The 16,427-nt window shown below is 61.3% G+C and carries 24 protein-coding genes; 12 read left to right on the top strand and 12 right to left on the bottom strand.

All coding sequences use genetic code 11. The features are described 5' to 3' along the window. Positions 1-35 precede the first annotated feature (35 nt). The 4 genes from ACQKEN_RS08865 to ACQKEN_RS08850 all read right to left on the bottom strand — a co-directional run bounded on the left by ACQKEN_RS08865 (position 36) and on the right by ACQKEN_RS08850 (position 2,386). A complete protein-coding gene (locus ACQKEN_RS08865) occupies positions 36-1,199 on the bottom strand; it encodes an EAL domain-containing protein (RefSeq protein WP_427685140.1) in 1,164 nt (387 codons plus the stop codon). 142 nt (positions 1,200-1,341) lie between these two features. Continuing rightward, on the bottom strand, positions 1,342-1,683 hold the full coding sequence (locus tag ACQKEN_RS08860; RefSeq protein ID WP_427685139.1) for a hypothetical protein: 342 nt from the start codon (positions 1,681-1,683) through the stop codon (positions 1,342-1,344). Then, the gene (locus ACQKEN_RS08855) at positions 1,680-2,066 is read right to left on the bottom strand and encodes a phage holin family protein (RefSeq protein WP_427685138.1); all 387 of its coding nucleotides are present in this window, start codon (positions 2,064-2,066) and stop codon (positions 1,680-1,682) included. Before ACQKEN_RS08855 ends, ACQKEN_RS08860 begins: the two co-directional genes overlap by 4 nt. Positions 2,067-2,071: 5 nt before the next feature. Beyond that, positions 2,072-2,386: a DUF883 family protein gene (locus tag ACQKEN_RS08850; protein ID WP_065991492.1), complete on the bottom strand. Its 315-nt coding sequence runs from the start codon at positions 2,384-2,386 to the stop codon at positions 2,072-2,074. Positions 2,387-2,646: 260 nt separating this feature from the next. On the opposite strand from ACQKEN_RS08850, the gene ACQKEN_RS08845 reads away from it, so the two are divergent. Next, positions 2,647-2,886 (top strand): glutaredoxin family protein, encoded by a 240-nt coding sequence (locus ACQKEN_RS08845; protein ID WP_427685137.1) that lies wholly within the window; start codon positions 2,647-2,649, stop codon positions 2,884-2,886. Between the two features lie 54 nt (positions 2,887-2,940). Here ACQKEN_RS08845 and ACQKEN_RS08840 read toward each other — a convergent pair whose 3' ends face one another. After that, positions 2,941-3,207 (bottom strand): hypothetical protein, encoded by a 267-nt coding sequence (locus ACQKEN_RS08840; RefSeq protein WP_133771176.1) that lies wholly within the window; start codon positions 3,205-3,207, stop codon positions 2,941-2,943. Positions 3,208-3,615: 408 nt separating this feature from the next. Here ACQKEN_RS08840 and ACQKEN_RS08835 point away from each other — a divergent pair, with 408 nt between their 5' ends. After that, positions 3,616-4,506 carry an RluA family pseudouridine synthase gene (locus ACQKEN_RS08835; RefSeq protein ID WP_427685136.1) on the top strand — a complete coding sequence of 297 codons (891 nt, stop codon included), beginning with the start codon at positions 3,616-3,618 and terminating at the stop codon, positions 4,504-4,506. A 113-nt stretch (positions 4,507-4,619) separates the two neighbouring features. On the opposite strand, the gene ACQKEN_RS08830 is transcribed toward ACQKEN_RS08835, so the two are convergent. After that, complete coding sequence (locus ACQKEN_RS08830; RefSeq protein ID WP_074887297.1) at positions 4,620-4,844, bottom strand: YgdI/YgdR family lipoprotein; 225 nt, start codon at positions 4,842-4,844, stop codon at positions 4,620-4,622. A gap of 84 nt (positions 4,845-4,928) precedes the next feature. Then, a complete protein-coding gene (gene mobA / locus ACQKEN_RS08825; RefSeq protein ID WP_427685135.1) occupies positions 4,929-5,522 on the bottom strand; it encodes a molybdenum cofactor guanylyltransferase MobA in 594 nt (197 codons plus the stop codon). A 78-nt stretch (positions 5,523-5,600) separates the two neighbouring features. Between mobA and moaB the strand changes: the two genes are divergently transcribed. Beyond that, positions 5,601-6,140 (top strand): molybdenum cofactor biosynthesis protein B, encoded by a 540-nt coding sequence (gene moaB, locus ACQKEN_RS08820; RefSeq protein ID WP_065991499.1) that lies wholly within the window; start codon positions 5,601-5,603, stop codon positions 6,138-6,140. Between the two features lie 6 nt (positions 6,141-6,146). Further along, positions 6,147-7,361 (top strand): molybdopterin molybdotransferase MoeA, encoded by a 1,215-nt coding sequence (locus ACQKEN_RS08815; protein ID WP_427685134.1) that lies wholly within the window; start codon positions 6,147-6,149, stop codon positions 7,359-7,361. A gap of 36 nt (positions 7,362-7,397) precedes the next feature. Here the strand turns inward: ACQKEN_RS08815 and ACQKEN_RS08810 are convergent, their stop codons facing one another. Continuing rightward, the gene (locus tag ACQKEN_RS08810) at positions 7,398-9,233 is read right to left on the bottom strand and encodes a monovalent cation:proton antiporter-2 (CPA2) family protein (RefSeq protein WP_427685133.1); all 1,836 of its coding nucleotides are present in this window, start codon (positions 9,231-9,233) and stop codon (positions 7,398-7,400) included. A 253-nt stretch (positions 9,234-9,486) separates the two neighbouring features. Here ACQKEN_RS08810 and ACQKEN_RS08805 point away from each other — a divergent pair, with 253 nt between their 5' ends. From ACQKEN_RS08805 to ACQKEN_RS08795, 3 genes are all read left to right on the top strand, one after another. After that, positions 9,487-9,675 carry a hypothetical protein gene (locus ACQKEN_RS08805; protein WP_122538211.1) on the top strand — a complete coding sequence of 63 codons (189 nt, stop codon included), beginning with the start codon at positions 9,487-9,489 and terminating at the stop codon, positions 9,673-9,675. 149 nt (positions 9,676-9,824) lie between these two features. Further along, positions 9,825-10,091 (top strand): PepSY domain-containing protein, encoded by a 267-nt coding sequence (locus tag ACQKEN_RS08800; RefSeq protein ID WP_133771168.1) that lies wholly within the window; start codon positions 9,825-9,827, stop codon positions 10,089-10,091. Between the two features lie 158 nt (positions 10,092-10,249). Further along, positions 10,250-10,681: a GNAT family N-acetyltransferase gene (locus tag ACQKEN_RS08795; RefSeq protein ID WP_427685132.1), complete on the top strand. Its 432-nt coding sequence runs from the start codon at positions 10,250-10,252 to the stop codon at positions 10,679-10,681. Positions 10,682-10,699: 18 nt separating this feature from the next. On the opposite strand, the gene ACQKEN_RS08790 is transcribed toward ACQKEN_RS08795, so the two are convergent. Continuing rightward, the gene (locus tag ACQKEN_RS08790) at positions 10,700-11,938 is read right to left on the bottom strand and encodes an NAD(P)/FAD-dependent oxidoreductase (RefSeq protein WP_427685246.1); all 1,239 of its coding nucleotides are present in this window, start codon (positions 11,936-11,938) and stop codon (positions 10,700-10,702) included. Between the two features lie 198 nt (positions 11,939-12,136). Here ACQKEN_RS08790 and ACQKEN_RS08785 point away from each other — a divergent pair, with 198 nt between their 5' ends. Together ACQKEN_RS08785 and ACQKEN_RS08780 are read left to right on the top strand one after the other, a co-directional pair. Next, complete coding sequence (locus tag ACQKEN_RS08785) at positions 12,137-13,168, top strand: Ldh family oxidoreductase (protein ID WP_427685131.1); 1,032 nt, start codon at positions 12,137-12,139, stop codon at positions 13,166-13,168. A 162-nt stretch (positions 13,169-13,330) separates the two neighbouring features. Continuing rightward, positions 13,331-13,579, top strand: coding sequence for a hypothetical protein (locus ACQKEN_RS08780; RefSeq protein WP_427685130.1), 249 nt, complete (start codon positions 13,331-13,333; stop codon positions 13,577-13,579). A gap of 41 nt (positions 13,580-13,620) precedes the next feature. Here ACQKEN_RS08780 and ACQKEN_RS08775 read toward each other — a convergent pair whose 3' ends face one another. After that, positions 13,621-13,776, bottom strand: a complete 156-nt coding sequence (locus tag ACQKEN_RS08775; protein ID WP_427685129.1) for a hypothetical protein — start codon at positions 13,774-13,776, stop codon at positions 13,621-13,623. Positions 13,777-13,968: 192 nt separating this feature from the next. Here ACQKEN_RS08775 and ACQKEN_RS08770 point away from each other — a divergent pair, with 192 nt between their 5' ends. From ACQKEN_RS08770 to map, 3 genes are all read left to right on the top strand, one after another. Continuing rightward, entirely contained in the window at positions 13,969-14,313 is a 345-nt protein-coding gene (locus tag ACQKEN_RS08770) for a helix-turn-helix domain-containing protein (RefSeq protein WP_427685128.1), read from the top strand. A gap of 102 nt (positions 14,314-14,415) precedes the next feature. Continuing rightward, positions 14,416-14,670: a ParD-like family protein gene (locus ACQKEN_RS08765; RefSeq protein ID WP_108120136.1), complete on the top strand. Its 255-nt coding sequence runs from the start codon at positions 14,416-14,418 to the stop codon at positions 14,668-14,670. Further along, positions 14,667-15,452, top strand: coding sequence for a type I methionyl aminopeptidase (gene map, locus ACQKEN_RS08760; protein WP_427685127.1), 786 nt, complete (start codon positions 14,667-14,669; stop codon positions 15,450-15,452). Before ACQKEN_RS08765 ends, map begins: the two co-directional genes overlap by 4 nt. 228 nt (positions 15,453-15,680) lie before the next feature. Here the strand turns inward: map and ACQKEN_RS08755 are convergent, their stop codons facing one another. Next, the gene (locus tag ACQKEN_RS08755) at positions 15,681-15,950 is read right to left on the bottom strand and encodes a hypothetical protein (RefSeq protein ID WP_427685126.1); all 270 of its coding nucleotides are present in this window, start codon (positions 15,948-15,950) and stop codon (positions 15,681-15,683) included. An 83-nt stretch (positions 15,951-16,033) separates the two neighbouring features. Then, positions 16,034-16,387 carry a DUF6555 family protein gene (locus tag ACQKEN_RS08750; RefSeq protein WP_427685125.1) on the bottom strand — a complete coding sequence of 118 codons (354 nt, stop codon included), beginning with the start codon at positions 16,385-16,387 and terminating at the stop codon, positions 16,034-16,036. Between the last annotated feature and the right edge of the window lie 40 nt (positions 16,388-16,427).

Raw genomic sequence — 16,427 nt, 5'->3', positions numbered from 1 at the left:
AGCGTGCATTCAATGGGCGAGGTCGAGCGGCCTCATCAAAATCCGGCCGCGTCGACATCGATCAGCAACAGTCGCTCGCCGTTATCGAAGAACTGCCCGGCCGTCAGGCAATACTGATTGCTGGTGGCGTCGCGGTAGGTGCTCGACAGCCTCAGGCGCCGCTCGTGCCAGCCCTCGGCAAGCAGGTGATAGAAATAGGGGCGCCATGACCAGTTATGGCCCAGGTACCGGTCGTCTGCGGTCCACGCACCGTTTCGCCACTCCAGATTGGGCGTGAGCTGCGTGCCGTGGCGGTCGCACTGATAAAAGCGCAGCAACCACGGGAAGTCGGTGACCTGAGGCAAATCACTCAGCGGCGCATTGCCTTCGGCCCAGCGCTGCAGCCGGGACATCAACTGGGTGAGTTGCTTGCGCAGGGTCATCAGCTGTTCACGTTCGCCGACTTTCTTCATCACGTAACGATCACGCAGGGCCGCGAAGCGGTCGACGAACGCATCGGCTTCAAAGAAATCCAGCTGCGCTGCGGCGAACAGATAGCCCTGCACGTAACGCGAGCCGCATTCCAGGGCGAAGTCCAGCTCGGCTTCGGTCTCGACGCCCTCGGCGATGATCCAGCAGCCGGTTTTCTCCGCCATCTGCGCGAGGGCCTTGACCACATCGCTACTCGGACCGCCCCGCGCGGCGGCCTGAAACAGGCGCATGTCGAGCTTGAGGATGTCGGGCTGCAACGCCAGAACCCGGTCCAGCTGCGAATAACCGGCGCCGAAATCATCGATGGCAATCCGCGCGCCGGCGTCCCGATAACGGGCCACCACCTCGTTGAGGCGCTGGCCATCACCGCTCAACTCAGTGATCTCGAAGACGATCCGTTCTGCGGGAATGCCGTGTGTTTGCAGCTGTTGGAGGCTGGGCGGCGATTCGTCGGGACGCAGGCGACTGATCCAGCGCGGGGAGATGTTCAGGCTGAGGAACCAGTCGCTCGGCGCCTCGTGAAAGCGGCTCAAGGCATTGTCGCGAACCTGACGATCCAGCCGGCGCAATTGCACGGCCGGGCGGCGTGGGTCCGCAAACAGCGGGCCGACCGATTGCAGGCTGCCGTCCGACTGGCGCAGGCGGCCCAGTGCTTCGATGCCGGCGATGCGGCCGGTCGCGGTGTCGATGAACGGCTGAAAACAGGCGAGGGGTTGCCCATCGAACACATGGCCTCCTTAGTGGCGATTGATTGGAGTGGCGTTGGCGAGGGATTGGCGGCGGGCAGTCGTTCGACAAGCACCGTCGCCTCACCCGATACGTATATCGGGCAAGGCGGGGTTTGTTAGCAAGAATGCAGCCAGAAGGCTTTTAGCGACGGCGGGACGAGTTTTGCAGGGCCATTTTGATCAACGGCAAAACGGTGGCACTTAACTTGATCAGCCGGGTGACGCTGCCGGTTTTTTTGCTGCGCGTGCCCTTGCCGGTGAGAAACCCGAGCAGGGTAACGACACCGACGCCCCACAGCGGCCCATGCTTGATGCCGAGGGAACCGGGCAGGTCGGAGGCCATGCCGCGCATGCGTTGCAGGGGATGCATCAATCGCGAGGACTCCTGACGGATCTCTTGACGATGCATCTCCATGCGCAGGCGGATCAATGCCTTGCGCAGCTCGCGACGATTGTGGGTCTGGGGCAATTGAGGTGTGCTCATGGCATCAGTCGCTCGCGGTCATTAGCCAGTTCTTCCAGTGTCGAATGGAAGGGTGAAGACTCATCGAAAACAGCTGCCTTGAGCCGCATTGCACAGAAAATCGCCGCCAGGGTGTAGAACCCGCACAGGCCGATGATCCCGTAGAGGCGATAGCTGTCCCAGACGAGAATCAGCAGCAGCGCGGAGAGGCCGATGAGCAACAGCAGAGCGAAAACCAGCGCCAGGCCTGCAAACAGCAGCAGGCTGACGGTACGCGCCTTTTGTTCCTGAAGCTCGATGCCGAACAGCTCGACATGGGTGTGCAACAGCCCCAGAAAGGCCGCACCCAGACGCCGTGGCGAAGAGGATTGATCGGTCCCGGTTGGACCTGTCGGCTGCGTCATGGCCGTTAGCGCCGGGTGGCCAGCAGGCCCAGCAGGAAGCCGACGCCAGCTGCGATGCCTACCGATTGCCATGGATTGTTCTGGACATAATCCTCAGTGACGATGACCGCTTCCTTGCCGCGTGCGCGCAGGGTTTCTTCGGTCAGTTTGAGGGTTTCGCGGGCACGCAGCAGGCTTTCGCGAATCTGCTCACGCAATTCGTCAGCCTGTTCACCGGCCAGGGAGGCCGTGTGTGCCAGCAGTTTTTCCGTATCGGCAACCAGCGTCTGGAAGTCAGACATCAAAATGTCCTGGGCTTTTTCTGCTGTAGGTCGAGCCATGGTTTTCTCCTTAGGGGATGACGATATGGGGTTTCGAGTATGGCGCATTCCTGAAGGTTCATTCCAATCGCGAGAACAAGGCTGCCGTTTCGCCCGAGTGGTTTCTGCGCCGTTCCGGTGCGCCCGCCGAGCGTCGCGCTCCAGTGTGGGTGGGCGACAGGAGGGAGGGCGGGAAGCGTGGGGCAGCTCGACGATACTGGGGGTCAGTTCTAGACTTGCCGATCAAACCCTTGGAATCGCCGCCACAGAGGGGCCGAGCCATGCCACCGGAATGTCAGCTGTTCGGAACGTTGGGGTGTCACTTGTGCGAGGTGGCCGAAGCCGAATTGATGCCGCTCGTGGAGCACGGCTTGATGGTGGAGCTGGTCGACATTGCCGAGACCGAGGCGCACTACGAAACCTATAGCCTGAGGATTCCCGTCCTGAGGCGGGCAGACACCGGTGCCGAACTGGACTGGCCGTTCGACACCGATCAGGTCGTGCTGTTTCTGAGCGACTGACGCGTGCGATCAGGGCACAAGGCCGCGCGTCAGCGTGGCATCAGAGATTGCGTGTCAGAGATACTGCGTGTCGACCACCATGGCTTGAGCGACGGCAGCTTTCTGCTCATCGGTCATGCCGTCCCAGACGTGTACTTTGGCGTAGTAGCCCAGGCCGGCGACGATGTACAGGCTCAGGGTAAGGACGATGAACACCGACATGAATGTCCAGCGACCCACGTCGTGGTCTTCGTTGGAAAAGGACTGGGAGTAGTTTTCGTCGTTCTGCGATGAAGTCCCGGTGGAGAGACGTTTGATCCATTGGAAGAATTGAACCAGCATGGGCGTAACCTCAAAGTTGCGAAAGGAAATAGTCGTAGGCAGTGGCGCTCAACGCGCGGAACAAATCCTGAAAACGAAAAAAGCCCGTCGATGACGGGCTTTCTTTTTATGGTTTCAGGTCTGGCAGGCGTTTTCGATTTCAGTCACGAGAGTGTTCGTGTCCGCTCGGATTCGCGCCTGCGTGCCGATTTCGAAACATTTTAGGACAATTCATTTTGCGCATCCAGCGCTGTACCGTAGTTGTCAGACAACTGGCGCCGGTTTTCCGTGCGACATAACGTCGCGCACTTCCGTGTGGCGCGGGCTAGAGCCTTCCGGCAAAACCGACATTAGCCCGGTCGCGCAAAGGTTCTTCGGCGTAGATAATGCCAGCCTTGCCGCCATCACCCTTTTTATTCTGAGCCGTTTATGTCCGCACCCGTGTTTACCGCCGCCCACCGACAAGCCAGCACGTTGTATCTGCCGCCAGGGCCTTGGCAGACAGTGCTCGACTGCCTGTGCGAGCGCTTCAGTGCCATCAGCCGCGAGCAATGGCTGGACCGGATCGCGCGGGGCAAGGTGCTCGACGCCGACGGCCAGCCGATCGCAGCGGACCTTGCGTACCGCGAAGGCCTGCGTATCCATTACTTTCGCGAAGTGCCCAACGAGACGCCGATCCCGGTGCAGGAGTCGATTTTGTATGCCGACGAGCATCTGGTGGTCGCCGACAAGCCGCACTTTCTGCCCGTCACCCCCGCGGGCGAGTACGTCGAGCAGACCCTGCTGCGGCGTCTGATCCGTACCCTCGACAACCCCGATCTGGTGCCTTTGCATCGCATTGACCGGCACACGGCAGGGCTGGTGCTGTTCTCGGCCAACAAGCAGACGCGGTCGGCCTATCAGGCGCTGTTTCCAACCCGCCAGATTGAAAAGCGCTACGAGGCGATCGCGCCTGCGCTCCCGGACGTGGCGTTTCCGCGCGTGCACAAAAGCCGCCTGGTCGATGGTGAACCGTTCTTTCGCATGCAGGAGGGGGAGGGCCCGAGCAACACGGAAACCCGCGTGGAAGTCAGCGAAAAAAATGGCGCGCTCTGGCGCTATGCGCTGTATCCGGTGACCGGCAAAAAACATCAACTGCGCGTGCACATGGCCGCCCTGGGCGCCGGCATCTGCAACGACCCGTTCTATCCCGACGTGCTCAAGGATGCCGTGGACGACTACGCCCACCCGCTCAAACTGCTTGCCCGGGGATTGCGTTTCATCGACCCGGTGACCGGGCAGGAGCGGGTGTTTGAAAGCCGGATCACACTGGATTGGTAGCCCGACCTGGGCCCGGTGCGTCGGGATTATCCAGGCAAAAAAAGACCCGCTCGATTGGCGGGTCTTTTTGCTTGCGGCGGCGGTCTTTTCAAACCCTCGCGATCAAGCCGGTATCACAGTTCTTTAACGGTACGAACCTGATCTTTGTTGATGCGGGTTTCTTTGCCGTCAAGCTGTTTGAACTCATAGAAGCCCGACTCTTCGTCGTACTTCGGCTCGTCCGTGGCCTGGATTTCACGGCCGTCGTTCAGCGTGATCACCGTTGGCGAGGAGCAACCGGCCAGAGAGGCGAGGCTCAGTGCGAGCAGGAAGGCGGCAGGAAGAGTCCGTTGTTTCATTGCTGTGTCTCCGGGGTATTTTGTTTAGTGATGTGTCTGACGCAGAGTGTAACGGCAAAGTTCCATGAAACCTGCCCGTTGCGCTCAGGGCTTGATCTCGGTCAATAGCTCTGGCGTGTTGAGGTTGGCCAGACGCGGGTCGTCGGCCTCGCACTGCAACGCCACGGCGTGCAATTCTGCCAGAGTTCGGCGCGGGCTGCGCTGGCCTTGCTGCCAATGCTGCTCGAACACAGTCGCGTGATGGGTGGGAATGCAACATAACAGCGGCTCCCACTGCTCGCCCTGGCGAACCATGACCGGGGCGCCGGGATTCGCAGCAGCGGTCTGGCGCAGACCATCGAGCAGCGCGCGATCCAGCAGCGGCATGTCACAGGGCATGACCAGCAGGTATTGATGCTTCGCCACGGCGAGGCCTGCGCGAATACCCGCGTAGGGGCCGGGGAAATCCTGTTGCTCGTCCTCGACCAGTTGATCGGCGTAGGGGGCGTACTGCTCGCGGTTGCGGTTGCACGAAACGATCACATCATCTGTGAACGGGCGCACCAGCCCATGCAAATGTTCAATAAAAGGCTTGTCGCGCCAGACGATCAGGCCTTTGTCACGCCCGCCCATGCGCCGTCCCTCACCGCCGGCGAGCAGCAGGATGGAGCAGGGCGGGAGGGCGTCGTAAGGGGTCATGATCAGCTCGGTTGGCGCGGCAAAAAACAGGTGCTGTGATATAACACCGCCCTGTTTCCTCTACAACCGGACCTCGCCATGAAAGCCAAGGCAGACTCGCCTTTCGTACCCCTGAACATCGCTGTTCTGACGGTCAGTGACACCCGTACTTTTGAAACCGATACCTCCGGCCAGATGTTCGTCGACCGCCTGACCACCGCCGGTCACGGCCTGATCGAACGCGTGCTGCTCAAGGATGACCTGTACAAGATCCGCGCCCAGGTAGCGACCTGGATCGCCGATGACGAAGTGCAAGTCGTGCTGATCACCGGCGGCACCGGCTTTACCGGCCGCGACAGCACCCCGGAAGCCGTGGCCTGCCTGCTGGACAAACAGGTGGACGGTTTTGGCGAGCTGTTCCGCCAGATTTCCCTGCCCGACATCGGCACTTCGACGATTCAATCCCGCGCCCTTGCCGGTCTGGCCAACGGCACGCTGGTCTGCTGCCTGCCGGGCTCGACCAACGCGGTGCGCACGGGCTGGGACGGCATTCTTGCTGATCAGTTGAACAACAGCTTTCGCCCGTGCAATTTCGTGCCGCACCTGAAGAAGGCCGAACCCTGCGCGACTCGCGGGTGAGCCTTTATGAGCGCACCTGAAATGAGTCGCCTGATGCCGGTCGAAGAGGCCATGCAGCGCTTGATGGACCTCGCTGCCGCCGCGCCGATCATCGAGCGTGAAACTGTGGCGCTGGCCGATGCCCTGGGGCGCGTACTGGCTGAGGATCTGGTTTCGACGCTGGATTTGCCGCCTTGGCCCAACAGCGCCATGGACGGCTACGCGATGCGGGTCGGGGACTGGACCGGTGAGCCGTTGCCGGTGAGCCAGCGCATCTTCGCCGGGCATGCGCCCGAGCCACTCCAACCCGGGACCTGCGCGCGAATATTCACTGGCGCGCCGGTACCGGAAGGGGCTGACTGCGTCGAGATGCAGGAGAACGCCGAAGTCCAGGCCGACGCGACAGTGCGCTTTCTCGAACCGTTGAGCGCCGGCCAGAATATTCGTCCGAAGGGGCAGGAGACCACGGTCGGGGACAAGGTGCTGGATGCCGGCACGGTCATGAACCCGATTGAGCTGGGTCTGGCTGCGAGCATGGGCTTTGGCCACTTGCAGGTGATGCGCCGCGCCCGGGTCGCTGTGCTGTCCACGGGCGATGAGTTGATCGAGCCGGGGCAGCCGCTGGGCCCGGGGCAGATCTACAACAGCAATCGCGTGTTGCTGTGCAGCTGGCTGACGCGGCTGGGCTGTGAAGTGGTCGATGCGGGCATCCTTCCCGACAATCTGGAGAAAACGCGCGCGGCGCTGGGCAGCCTGGACAACGTCGACCTGATCCTCTCCACGGGCGGCGTGTCCGTCGGCGAAGCGGATTTTCTCGGCCACGCGCTGCGTGAAGAAGGCGAGATCGCCCTGTGGAAACTGGCGATCAAACCCGGCAAGCCGCTGACCTTTGGCCATTTCCGTGGCGTGCCGGTGATCGGCCTTCCGGGCAATCCGGCCTCGACGCTGGTGACCTTCGCGTTACTTGCCCGACCTTATCTGCTCAGGCGACTGGGCGTGCAGGCCGTCAAGCCGCTGCAGTTCCAGGTGCCGGCTGCATTCACCTGGACCAAACCGGGGAACCGGCGCGAATACCTGCGCGGACGCCTTGAACAGGGCCGGCTGGTTGCCTACCGCAACCAGAGTTCAGGTGTGCTGCGCAGCGCCGCCTGGGCCGACGGGCTGATCGAGATTGTGGAAGGCACCACGGTGGCGGAGGGCGACCTGCTCAACTTCATCCCGCTGAGCGAGGTCATGGGCTGAAGAGGTGAGCCTTCTTCAGAAGGCTCACCCGTGGAGCTACTGTTTTTTAGCCTTCAACGAAGGCAGCGCATCACTCGCTTCCTCGTCCATCCGGTCGGACTCGAACAGTTCGGACAGTTCAGTCCGGGCTTCCAGCGCGCTTTGCATGACCTTCGCGGCATCGTCGTAGATCAAGTGCTGGCGATTGAGCACTTGTTCGTCATGGCGCTTGAAGCGATCGATGCGCGCGGCCGCCTGGGCTTCGCTCAGGCCCAGCCCGATCAACGTGCGGCGGGTCATTTCCAGGCTTGAATAGAACGTCTCCCGCACCGCCTCGGCGTCCAGATCCAGCAGGCGGTGGACGTGCTGACGGTTACGGGCCCGGGCAATGATCTTCATGTGCGGATACAGCCTGCGCACCAGCTCGGCGGTTTTGATGTTGGTGTCCGGGTCATCCGTGGCGATGACGAAATATTCGGCCTGATCCACTTTGGCAGCGCGGAGGATTTCGGGGCGCAGGGGGTCACCGTAGAACACCGGCACATTACCGAAGCTGCGGGTGAACTCGATGGTTTCCACCGACGTGTCCAGCGCAATGAACGGGATGTTCTGCGCGCGCAGGATACGTGCAACGATCTGCCCCATCCGGCCCATGCCGGCGATGACCACGCGAGGGTTGTCGGATTCGATTTCCTTGTACTCGGCCGGCACTTCCTTGACCACCGGCCTGGGTTTCAGCCAGCGTGACATGACCAGCAGCAACAGCGGCGTCAGCGCCATCGACAAGGTGATCGTCAGCACCAGCGTGTCGTACAGTGCGGCATCGAACAGACCCTGATCGCGGCCGATCTTGAACACCACGAAAGCGAATTCACCGCCTGCCGCCAGCACCAGTCCGAGACGCAGCGCGCTTTGCTTGCCCAGCCCGCCCGCCAGACGACCGACGAAAAACAGCAGCGGCAGTTTCAAGCCGATCAGCAGCAGCGTCAGGCCCAGCACGGTGAACGGGGCGTTGATCAGCAGGCCGATGTTGGCGCCCATGCCGACACTGATGAAGAACAGCCCCAGCAACAAACCCTTGAACGGCTCGATTTGCGCTTCCAGCTCATGACGGTATTCAGAGTCCGCCAGCAGCAGGCCGGCAAGAAACGCCCCCAGCGCCATGGACACGCCCACCAGATCCATCAGCCACGCCGTGCCGATCACCACCAGCAGGGCGGTCGCGGTGGACACTTCCTGCAGTTTGGTTTTGGCGACGATGCGGAACACCGGACGCAGCAGGTAGCGACCGCCGACCACGACAATGGCGATGCCACCCAGCACTTGCAGGCCATGGCGCAGGGAATCGCCGGAACCGGCCTCGTGGGAACCACCCGCCAGCATCGGCACCAGAGCGATCAGCGGAATGGCTGCGATGTCCTGAAACAGCAGAATGGCGAAGGCCAGGCGACCGTGGGGCGCATTGAGCTCCTTGCGCTCGGCCAGGCTTTGCAGGCCAAAGGCGGTCGACGACAGCGCCAGCCCCAGACCCAGCACCACGGCGCTGTTGAGCGGCTGATCGAAGCCCAGCAACGCGACCGCGCCAATGGCCACCCCCGTGAACAGCACCTGGGCCAGGCCGACACCGAACACCGATTTGCGCATGGTCCAGAGGCGTCGGGGCGACAACTCCAGGCCAATGATGAACAACAGCAGCACCACGCCCAGCTCGGAAATATGCGCCACGCTTTGCGGATCGCCGATCAGGCCGAGGCAAGACGGGCCGATGATCACGCCCGCGATCAGGTAGCCAATCACGGCGCCCAGTTGCAGGCGCTTGGCCAGGGGAACCGTGAGAACGGCGGCGAGCAGGAACACGACTGCGGCCTGCAACAGGCTGCCTTCATGGGGCATTGGGGACTCCTTGTTGAAAGAGGGTATAGGCAGCGTTCCGCTGTGTGGGCAGATACGTCCTAAAGACCTGAAAACGCTTGAGCGACTGAAAAGTTCGCGTATTAAACCACGTGAAAGTGACGGACAGCAGCGGCCGAGACGCTTCGCCGCAGGCCTCGGGCGGGTGGTGGCGTGTCAGCATCGACGTGAGCGGGTACCATGTCCGCACAGCTTCACCGCGCCCACATCTCCACCGGTTTTCAGGAATCCCGCAATGACCAACAAACAGCGTCTGATTTATTCGATCATCATCGCCTTGAGCGTTCTGGCGATCATGCTTGGCCTGTCCCATCTGCAGACCACCGGCGTGCTCAGCGAAAAGACCTTTCAGTACATCGCGATCTTTGTCGCCGTCGTTGTGGTGGTGCTGAACGGCGTGCTGCGCCGCAAGGTCAAGCGCTGATTGGCGTGAGCCCAGCATTCAGCGGGTGTCAGCGGTGGTATTCATTCGGCAGCATCAAGCGGTTACAAAACCCCGAATGAACTATTTTTTTGGTCAACAACTCCAAAAAATCGCATTCAAAAGCCCGAAAAGGGAAATGGAGTTCAACCATGATCAAGAAACTTACCGCTGCCGTTCTCGCCACCGCTGCCCTGACCACCGCACAGTTCGCCCTGGCGGACAAACCGGGCGCTGGCTGGATCACCATCGAAAAAGCGATCGAAAAAGCCAAGTCGGCGGGTTACACCCAGATCTACAAGATCGAAGCCGATGACAATGGCTACTGGGAAGGCGAAGGCCGCAAGGCGGACAGCCTGACGTACGAATTCCGCATCGACGGCACCTCCGGCAATGTCCTGCGTGATCAGAAAGACTGATCAACCCAGCGCCTGAGCGCGTGTGGAAGCCCCCGGGCTTCCACGTCCATTTACACCCAAGCCCTCGCTACTTTTTTGTTTTAACCCTTCGCAGCTTTACTCCCTCCTGTATATCCGACAACCTTGGCGTCCCCATTTCCGTCAGCAGGAAGCGACGCATGAGTGTCCGGATCGAATTCAAATCCAACCCCTCCGAAGAAGAACGTCTGCAGATCCTCGAGCCATTGAGGGATTACAACGCAGCCATGGCCGGCGACGGCAAGCACGAAAAGTTTGCCCTGTTTGTCCGCGATGAGCAGACCGATGCCGTGCTCGGCGGCCTGCATGGCCGCATCCTCTACGGTTGGCTGTTCATTGAACTGCTCGTGGTGCCTGAACAGGTCCGGGGCCAGCGCATGGGCAGCCAGTTGATGAAGATGGCCGAGGACCTCGCCCGCGAGCGTGGCTGCGTCGGCGTGTGGCTCGACACCTTTGATTTCCAGGCGCCCGATTTCTATCGCAAGCATGGGTATGAGCAGTTTGGTCAGCTGGATGACTATCCGCCCGGGCACCAGCGGCTGTTCTTCCAGAAACGCTTGCAGGCGGAGTAGTCAGCGGCGTGCTGAGGTTTACCTGAATCGGGCCGGGCTGTAAGGCGCGGGATCCGTGAACGGCGTGGCGCCAGTCATCATTTCCGCCAGCAGTCGGCCCGTGACCGGCCCGAGGGTCAGGCCATGGTGGGCGTGCCCGAAGTTGAACCACAGCCCTTTGTGGGACGCCGCCGGCCCGATGACCGGGCGCATGTCCGGCAAGCAGGGCCGGCGACCCAGCCAGGGTTCAGCGTCCAGACGCTCGCCCAAGGGATAGAGCTTTCGGGCGATGGCTTCGCAGCGGCGCAGCTGGATCTCGTTGATGGGCGCGTCCGGCGCGGCGAACTCAACGCCGGTGGTCAGGCGAATCCCCCGCGCCATGGGCGCCAGCACATACCCCGCCTGGGCGTCGATGATCGAGTGCTGCAACGGTGCATCCGGGTGTGCCGCGTAATGCATGTGATAGCCGCGCTTGATCCCCAGGGGGATGCGGTATCCAAAGCGGGCCGTCACCTCTGCCGATTGCGGCCCCAGCGCCACCACTGCGTTTTGCGCCTGCACGAGCCCCTCGCGGGTCTCCACCTGCCAGCCGTCGTTGTGCTGACGAAGGCTGCCTGCGTCGCCCGTGAGCAACACGCCGCCGCCCTCGACGAACAGCGCGGCATAACCGCGGACCAATGCACCGGGATCGCTCACGCTTTTCGGGTCGAGCCAGTGAATGGCGCCCTGCGCACCACTCAGATGAGGCTCGCGCTGGCGCAACTGGCTCGCATCAAGTACCTCGTAACGCAGCCCGTGACGGTCATAAGTGCGGGCGTCGGCCACCGCCAGATCCAATTCCTCCTGGTCGCGATGGAACTCTATCCAGCCCTTGGCGCGGATCAGCGAGGTCATGCCTGACGCCTCGGCCAGCCGGTCATGCTCGCTGACGCAGCGCTCGATCAGCGGCAGCATTGCGCGGCTGGCGCTGGCCATGTTGGCGGGCGAAGAGTTCTGCCAGTACTGAAACAGCCAGGGCGCGATCTTCGGCAGCCAGGCCGGGCTGAAGCGCATGGAGGATTGGCGGTTCAGCGCATAACGCGCCAGCCGCGACCATTCACGGGGAAAGGCGTACGGGACGATGCTGGAGCGCTCGATCAGGCCGGCATTGCCATGGCTGGTGCCAGCGCCCGGCTCATCCCGATCCAGCAGGACGACCCGCTGGCCTGCCGCTTGCAGGTGCAACGCACAACAGACGCCGACGATACCGGCGCCGAGGACGACGGTCTGGCAATTCAGGGTCTGGCTATCGGCGGTCAGCGAATCCATCGAGCGGTCCTTGTTCGGTTGAGGGCAGGGCGGTCATCGCGCGAGGCTTGCAGTTTACCCGCTTGTTACTGCGCATTACTCTTAAACGCGAGTTCTCCAGAACGAGACCTCCAGACGCCCGCCGATTCTGTTTCGCTTCCACTTCCTATAATCACAACGGAGCTTCAGATGCCTTCAACGCATGACAGCCGGGTCACCCGGACGATTTCCTTTGCCGATCTGACAGAGCTGCTGCGGCAGATCTTCGTGCGCCACGGCGCCTCGCCCGAAGTCGCGCGGGTACTGTCCGCCAACTGCGCGGCCGCCGAGCGCGATGGCTCCCACAGCCACGGCATCTTCCGCATCAAGGGCTATCTGTCGTCGCTGGCAGCCGGTTGGGTTGACGGCCAGGCCGAACCGAAGGTCGAGGACGTGGGCGCAGCGTTTGTGCGCGTCGATGCCATGGGCGGCTTTGCCCAGCCGGCCATGCAGGCGGCCAAGGCCCTTGTGATAGAAAAGGCGCGGAGCGCAGGGATCGCCATTCTGGCCATTCGCAACTCCCATCACTTTGCCGCGTTGTGGCCGGATGTCGAGCCGTTCGCCCAAGAAGGGTTGGTGGCATTGAGCGTGGTCAACAGCATGACCTGCGTCGTGCCCCACGATGCGCAAAAACCCCTGTTCGGCACCAACCCCATCGCGTTCGCCGCGCCACGCGCCGGCGGTCAGCCCATCGTTTTCGATATGGCCACCAGCGCCATCGCCCACGGCGATGTGCAGATTGCCGCCAGAGAGGGCCGCATGCTCCCGCCGGGGATGGGCGTCGATCGCAACGGCGAGCCGACCGAAGACCCGAAAGCCATCCTCGACGGCGGTGCACTGTTGCCATTCGGGGGGTACAAGGGATCGGCGCTGTCGATGATGGTAGAGCTGCTTTCCGCCGCGCTCACCGGCGGTCATTTCTCCTTCGAGTTCGACATGTCGAAGTCTCCCGGGGCGCAAACCCCCTGGACCGGTCAGGTGATCATCGTCATCGATCCGGACAAGGGCAGCGGTCAGGCATTTGCCGAGCGCAGCGAGGAACTGGTCCGGCAGATGCACGGCGTCGGCCAGCAGCGCATGCCGGGCGATCGCCGTTATCGTCAGCGTGAGCGTTCGTTGAAGGACGGGATTATGGTGTCGGCAGATGATCTTGATCGGATCGAGGCGCTGGCCCGGGTTTAAGCGTCCGGGTTTGGATCAAGCACGCGTAACGGAAGGAAGACGGCTGGGGCTGGCCACAATGTCCGCGCTCATCCACATGACCATTCGTCGCGACAGGACTTGCGCTCGAGGGGCGTTGAAAATACTGTATGTTTAAACAGTATCGAGAAGAAGAGAGCGGCCATGCAGACCAATCAAGCCAACACCCGTCAGGAATTCGCTGCGCAGAAGAACGAATCGTCGTTCAGCAGCGTATGGGGCAACGAGATGCAGCGTGAGGATTTTCTTGCCTTGGCATCGGGACTTCGTCAGTTCAGCGCCAGTCAGGCCGACCTGGCGTTTGTGCCATCCAGCGCTGGCTATGCGACGGGCTATGCCACGGGCAACGCAAGTGGCTATGCGGCTGAACAGGGTCAGCTCGCAGGGGAGTGATCTCGAACGGCGTGCTCCCGGCGAGGCCGCCGGGACGGGATTCAGGGCTTGAACCGGACCAGCACCGGGACGGGCGTCTGACTTGCCACCGTGTCGTCTGCGTCAGGCTGGCGCATTTTACCGGTGCGAATCATCGCCAGGGCAACCAGTGTGCCCACGGTCGATAGCGCCGACCAACCCAGTAAGAAAGAAATCATTGTCTGGTTCTCCGAACTACAGAAATCGGGCTGCCATTCAAAAGAATAGCGGTACATCAGAACCTATCGGCCATCAAAGGGATTTCTTGAGCCGTCAATTCGGAAGATTGACCAAATGAGCCCAAGGGCGCAACTCCCTCGGACCAATGGGGTCTTGCTCTTTGAACACAGTCAACTTCAGGACCCTCGTTTATGAAAGATCTCGGCTCACGTCTGAAAGAAGAACGCAAACGGCTCGGGCTGTCGCAACAGGACTTCGGCGCCATCGGTGGCGTAGAGGCCAATGCCCAAGGCAAATATGAAAGCGGTGAACGTATTCCGCGTTCTGATTACCTGGCGGCCCTTGGCAAAAAAGGCATCGACGTCATGTACGTGCTCTCGGGTGAGCGAACGCCGATCGCCACCGACACGCTGAACGAGGCGGAACGGGCGGTCATAACGCATTACCGAGCGCTCAGTGAAGAGGATCGCGAGGCCATTTCGCAGTTGGCTACGTCGCTTTCCGAGTGCGCGACGGAGTTTTCCCGCTCAGCCTAGGGTCGCGTTATAGGGTCGCGTTCTGCGTAGAAGAATAATCAGGGCCGGTTGCGAGAAAATATACGGAACGTATATGATCCGTATATTCTTCGAGAGGTCGCTATGGGACTGGTAAAAATTTCCGAACAGATGCACGCCAACATTCGTTGCGCCAGCGCGGCGTTGAGTCGCTCGATCAATGCTCAGGCCGAGCACTGGATGCGAGTGGGCATGCTCGCCGAGCTGCACCCCGGCCTGAATTACAGCGAGATCTGTCAGCTGCTGATACGCGCTGAAACGTCCGGCGGCGCCGTGTTGAGCCTTCAGCCCTGCGACCTCGTACCGGATCTGGCCCCGGCCAGGGCGGTGTCCCAATGAGCATCAGTCTCAAGACCGAAGCCGACCTGGTCGGGCTGCGTGTGGCCGGGCGTCTGGCCGCAGACGTGCTGGCGATGATTGCCGAGCACGTCAAGCCGGGCATCAGCACCGAGGCGCTGGATGACATCTGCAACGCCTACATCGTCAACGAGCTGAAAGTGATCCCTGCCAACGTTGGCTATCACGGGTTCACCAAAACCACTTGTATCTCGCCCAACACGGTCGTTTGTCACGGCATCCCCTCAGCCGAAGATGTGCTCAAAGACGGCGACATCGTCAATATCGACGTCGCGGTTATCAAGGATGGCTGGTTCGGCGATACCAGCCGCATGTACTACGTCGGGGAGATCAGTCCGCTCGCCCGGCGCCTGGTCGAAACCACGTACGAGGCTACGCTGGCGGGGATACACGCAGTCAAACCTGGCGCGACGCTGGGCGACATCGGCAATGCCATCCAGAGCGTGGCGTACCGCGAGGGCTTCAGCGTGGTTCGCGAATACTGCGGTCATGGCATCGGTCGTAAATACCACGAAGAGCCGCAAGTGCTGCATTACGGCGCGGCGGGCAAAGGGCTGAAACTCAAGACCGGCATGGTCTTCACTATCGAGCCGATGATCAACGCCGGTAAACCGGGCACCTATGTGCTGGACGATGGATGGACCGTGCTCACCCGCGACCAGTCGTTGTCGGCGCAGTGGGAACACATGGTTGCGGTGACTGAGACCGGCTTTGAGCTGCTGACACCGTGGCCCGACGGCACGGGCGGCTATCCGGCGGTCTGAGCGCAGGTGTTGAGAAAGAGCCAGGGCGAGAGGGATGGACGCATAAAGTCACAATAGCGGGCGTGACGAAAATGAGACTTAGCTTGTAGGCTCCTTCTCGTTCCCCTGTGGTGCTGCTTCCTGACAGGCTTACGATGATCAGTGCAGGTAGCGCCAGGGGAGAACACCACTTTCTCGATCACCTAAAAAAACCGGCCTGGGCCGGTTTTTTATTGCGCGCATGAATCTTCAGTGCCTGGACTGCTCAGCCTCCAACTGCTTGGCCGCCTCAACGCCGGACGAACTGAGTTTGATGGGGTACTTCAGAGACCGATCCCCTTCACTGGCGTGATGGACGCAGCCGTCGTGAATCAACCCGGCCGTCTGCAAATGCTCAAGGGTGTCGGCGACTGCATTCTCCCCCCTGTAGTTGTCCAGAACTTCTTTGCCCAGGCCTGCCGGGTGGGCATGCAGCAATCGGGTCAGGACTTCCTGTTTCAATGCGTTGTCGATGGTCATGTTTACCTCGCTTTGCTGGTGTGATGAGCGCTGCTTGTAAATTCCGACCACGTGAATCAGGGTTTGTTTGCAGTTTTCCCAGGTCAAGTGCGTTTCCATTGCACCTGCGTGACGCCCAGGCCTTCGGCGTAAAGCAGCGCAAGTCTCACCGGACCCGCGCAGATGTGGCCCTCGATTGCACCCACCCCTGCGTGCAACGTCGCAAAATGCAGCGCGTCGCTTTCGCACATATGCTTGCCTTGATGATTGAAGTGCCGCGGCTCACCTTGAAACCGGTAATGGATTTCAAAATCCTTATAGTCATTCATCGTTTTGGCCTGTAGGGGCGTGCGGCGACGCCCGGTGAATGAGGGCTTCCCTGATGTACCTGACAGCCTGCGCGTCGACTGCATCGGCATTGCTGTCACTTCATTTCGAGATCGATACAGGCTGATCAACTCTCAATGGGCCTTGGATCGTAATGCATCTCTACCTGAG

Origin of the sequence: Pseudomonas sp. NPDC078416, assembly GCF_050268485.1 — a bacterium.
Taxonomy (GTDB): Bacteria; Pseudomonadota; Gammaproteobacteria; order Pseudomonadales; family Pseudomonadaceae; genus Aquipseudomonas.
Note: the sequence above shows the minus strand (reverse complement) of the source record. Positions and strands in the feature narration are given on the sequence as shown.

What these genes read in the sequence shown, in the direction of transcription:
- ACQKEN_RS08795 (WP_427685132.1), top strand. Translation starts at nt 10,250, where the DNA reads ATGAGTGTCCGGATCGAATTCAAATCCAACCCCTCCGAAGAAGAACGT.
- ACQKEN_RS08860 (WP_427685139.1), bottom strand. Translation starts at nt 1,683, where the DNA reads ATGAGCACACCTCAATTGCCCCAGACCCACAATCGTCGCGAGCTGCGC.
- ACQKEN_RS08845 (WP_427685137.1), top strand. Translation starts at nt 2,647, where the DNA reads ATGCCACCGGAATGTCAGCTGTTCGGAACGTTGGGGTGTCACTTGTGC.
- ACQKEN_RS08850 (WP_065991492.1), bottom strand. Translation starts at nt 2,386, where the DNA reads ATGGCTCGACCTACAGCAGAAAAAGCCCAGGACATTTTGATGTCTGAC.
- ACQKEN_RS08810 (WP_427685133.1), bottom strand. Translation starts at nt 9,233, where the DNA reads ATGCCCCATGAAGGCAGCCTGTTGCAGGCCGCAGTCGTGTTCCTGCTC.
- moaB (WP_065991499.1), top strand. Translation starts at nt 5,601, where the DNA reads ATGAAAGCCAAGGCAGACTCGCCTTTCGTACCCCTGAACATCGCTGTT.
- ACQKEN_RS08805 (WP_122538211.1), top strand. Translation starts at nt 9,487, where the DNA reads ATGACCAACAAACAGCGTCTGATTTATTCGATCATCATCGCCTTGAGC.
- ACQKEN_RS08780 (WP_427685130.1), top strand. Translation starts at nt 13,331, where the DNA reads ATGCAGACCAATCAAGCCAACACCCGTCAGGAATTCGCTGCGCAGAAG.
- ACQKEN_RS08815 (WP_427685134.1), top strand. Translation starts at nt 6,147, where the DNA reads ATGAGCGCACCTGAAATGAGTCGCCTGATGCCGGTCGAAGAGGCCATG.
- ACQKEN_RS08835 (WP_427685136.1), top strand. Translation starts at nt 3,616, where the DNA reads ATGTCCGCACCCGTGTTTACCGCCGCCCACCGACAAGCCAGCACGTTG.
- map (WP_427685127.1), top strand. Translation starts at nt 14,667, where the DNA reads ATGAGCATCAGTCTCAAGACCGAAGCCGACCTGGTCGGGCTGCGTGTG.
- ACQKEN_RS08830 (WP_074887297.1), bottom strand. Translation starts at nt 4,844, where the DNA reads ATGAAACAACGGACTCTTCCTGCCGCCTTCCTGCTCGCACTGAGCCTC.
- ACQKEN_RS08855 (WP_427685138.1), bottom strand. Translation starts at nt 2,066, where the DNA reads ATGACGCAGCCGACAGGTCCAACCGGGACCGATCAATCCTCTTCGCCA.
- ACQKEN_RS08770 (WP_427685128.1), top strand. Translation starts at nt 13,969, where the DNA reads ATGAAAGATCTCGGCTCACGTCTGAAAGAAGAACGCAAACGGCTCGGG.
- ACQKEN_RS08840 (WP_133771176.1), bottom strand. Translation starts at nt 3,207, where the DNA reads ATGCTGGTTCAATTCTTCCAATGGATCAAACGTCTCTCCACCGGGACT.
- ACQKEN_RS08800 (WP_133771168.1), top strand. Translation starts at nt 9,825, where the DNA reads ATGATCAAGAAACTTACCGCTGCCGTTCTCGCCACCGCTGCCCTGACC.
- ACQKEN_RS08765 (WP_108120136.1), top strand. Translation starts at nt 14,416, where the DNA reads ATGGGACTGGTAAAAATTTCCGAACAGATGCACGCCAACATTCGTTGC.
- ACQKEN_RS08785 (WP_427685131.1), top strand. Translation starts at nt 12,137, where the DNA reads ATGCCTTCAACGCATGACAGCCGGGTCACCCGGACGATTTCCTTTGCC.
- ACQKEN_RS08775 (WP_427685129.1), bottom strand. Translation starts at nt 13,776, where the DNA reads ATGATTTCTTTCTTACTGGGTTGGTCGGCGCTATCGACCGTGGGCACA.
- ACQKEN_RS08755 (WP_427685126.1), bottom strand. Translation starts at nt 15,950, where the DNA reads ATGACCATCGACAACGCATTGAAACAGGAAGTCCTGACCCGATTGCTG.
- mobA (WP_427685135.1), bottom strand. Translation starts at nt 5,522, where the DNA reads ATGACCCCTTACGACGCCCTCCCGCCCTGCTCCATCCTGCTGCTCGCC.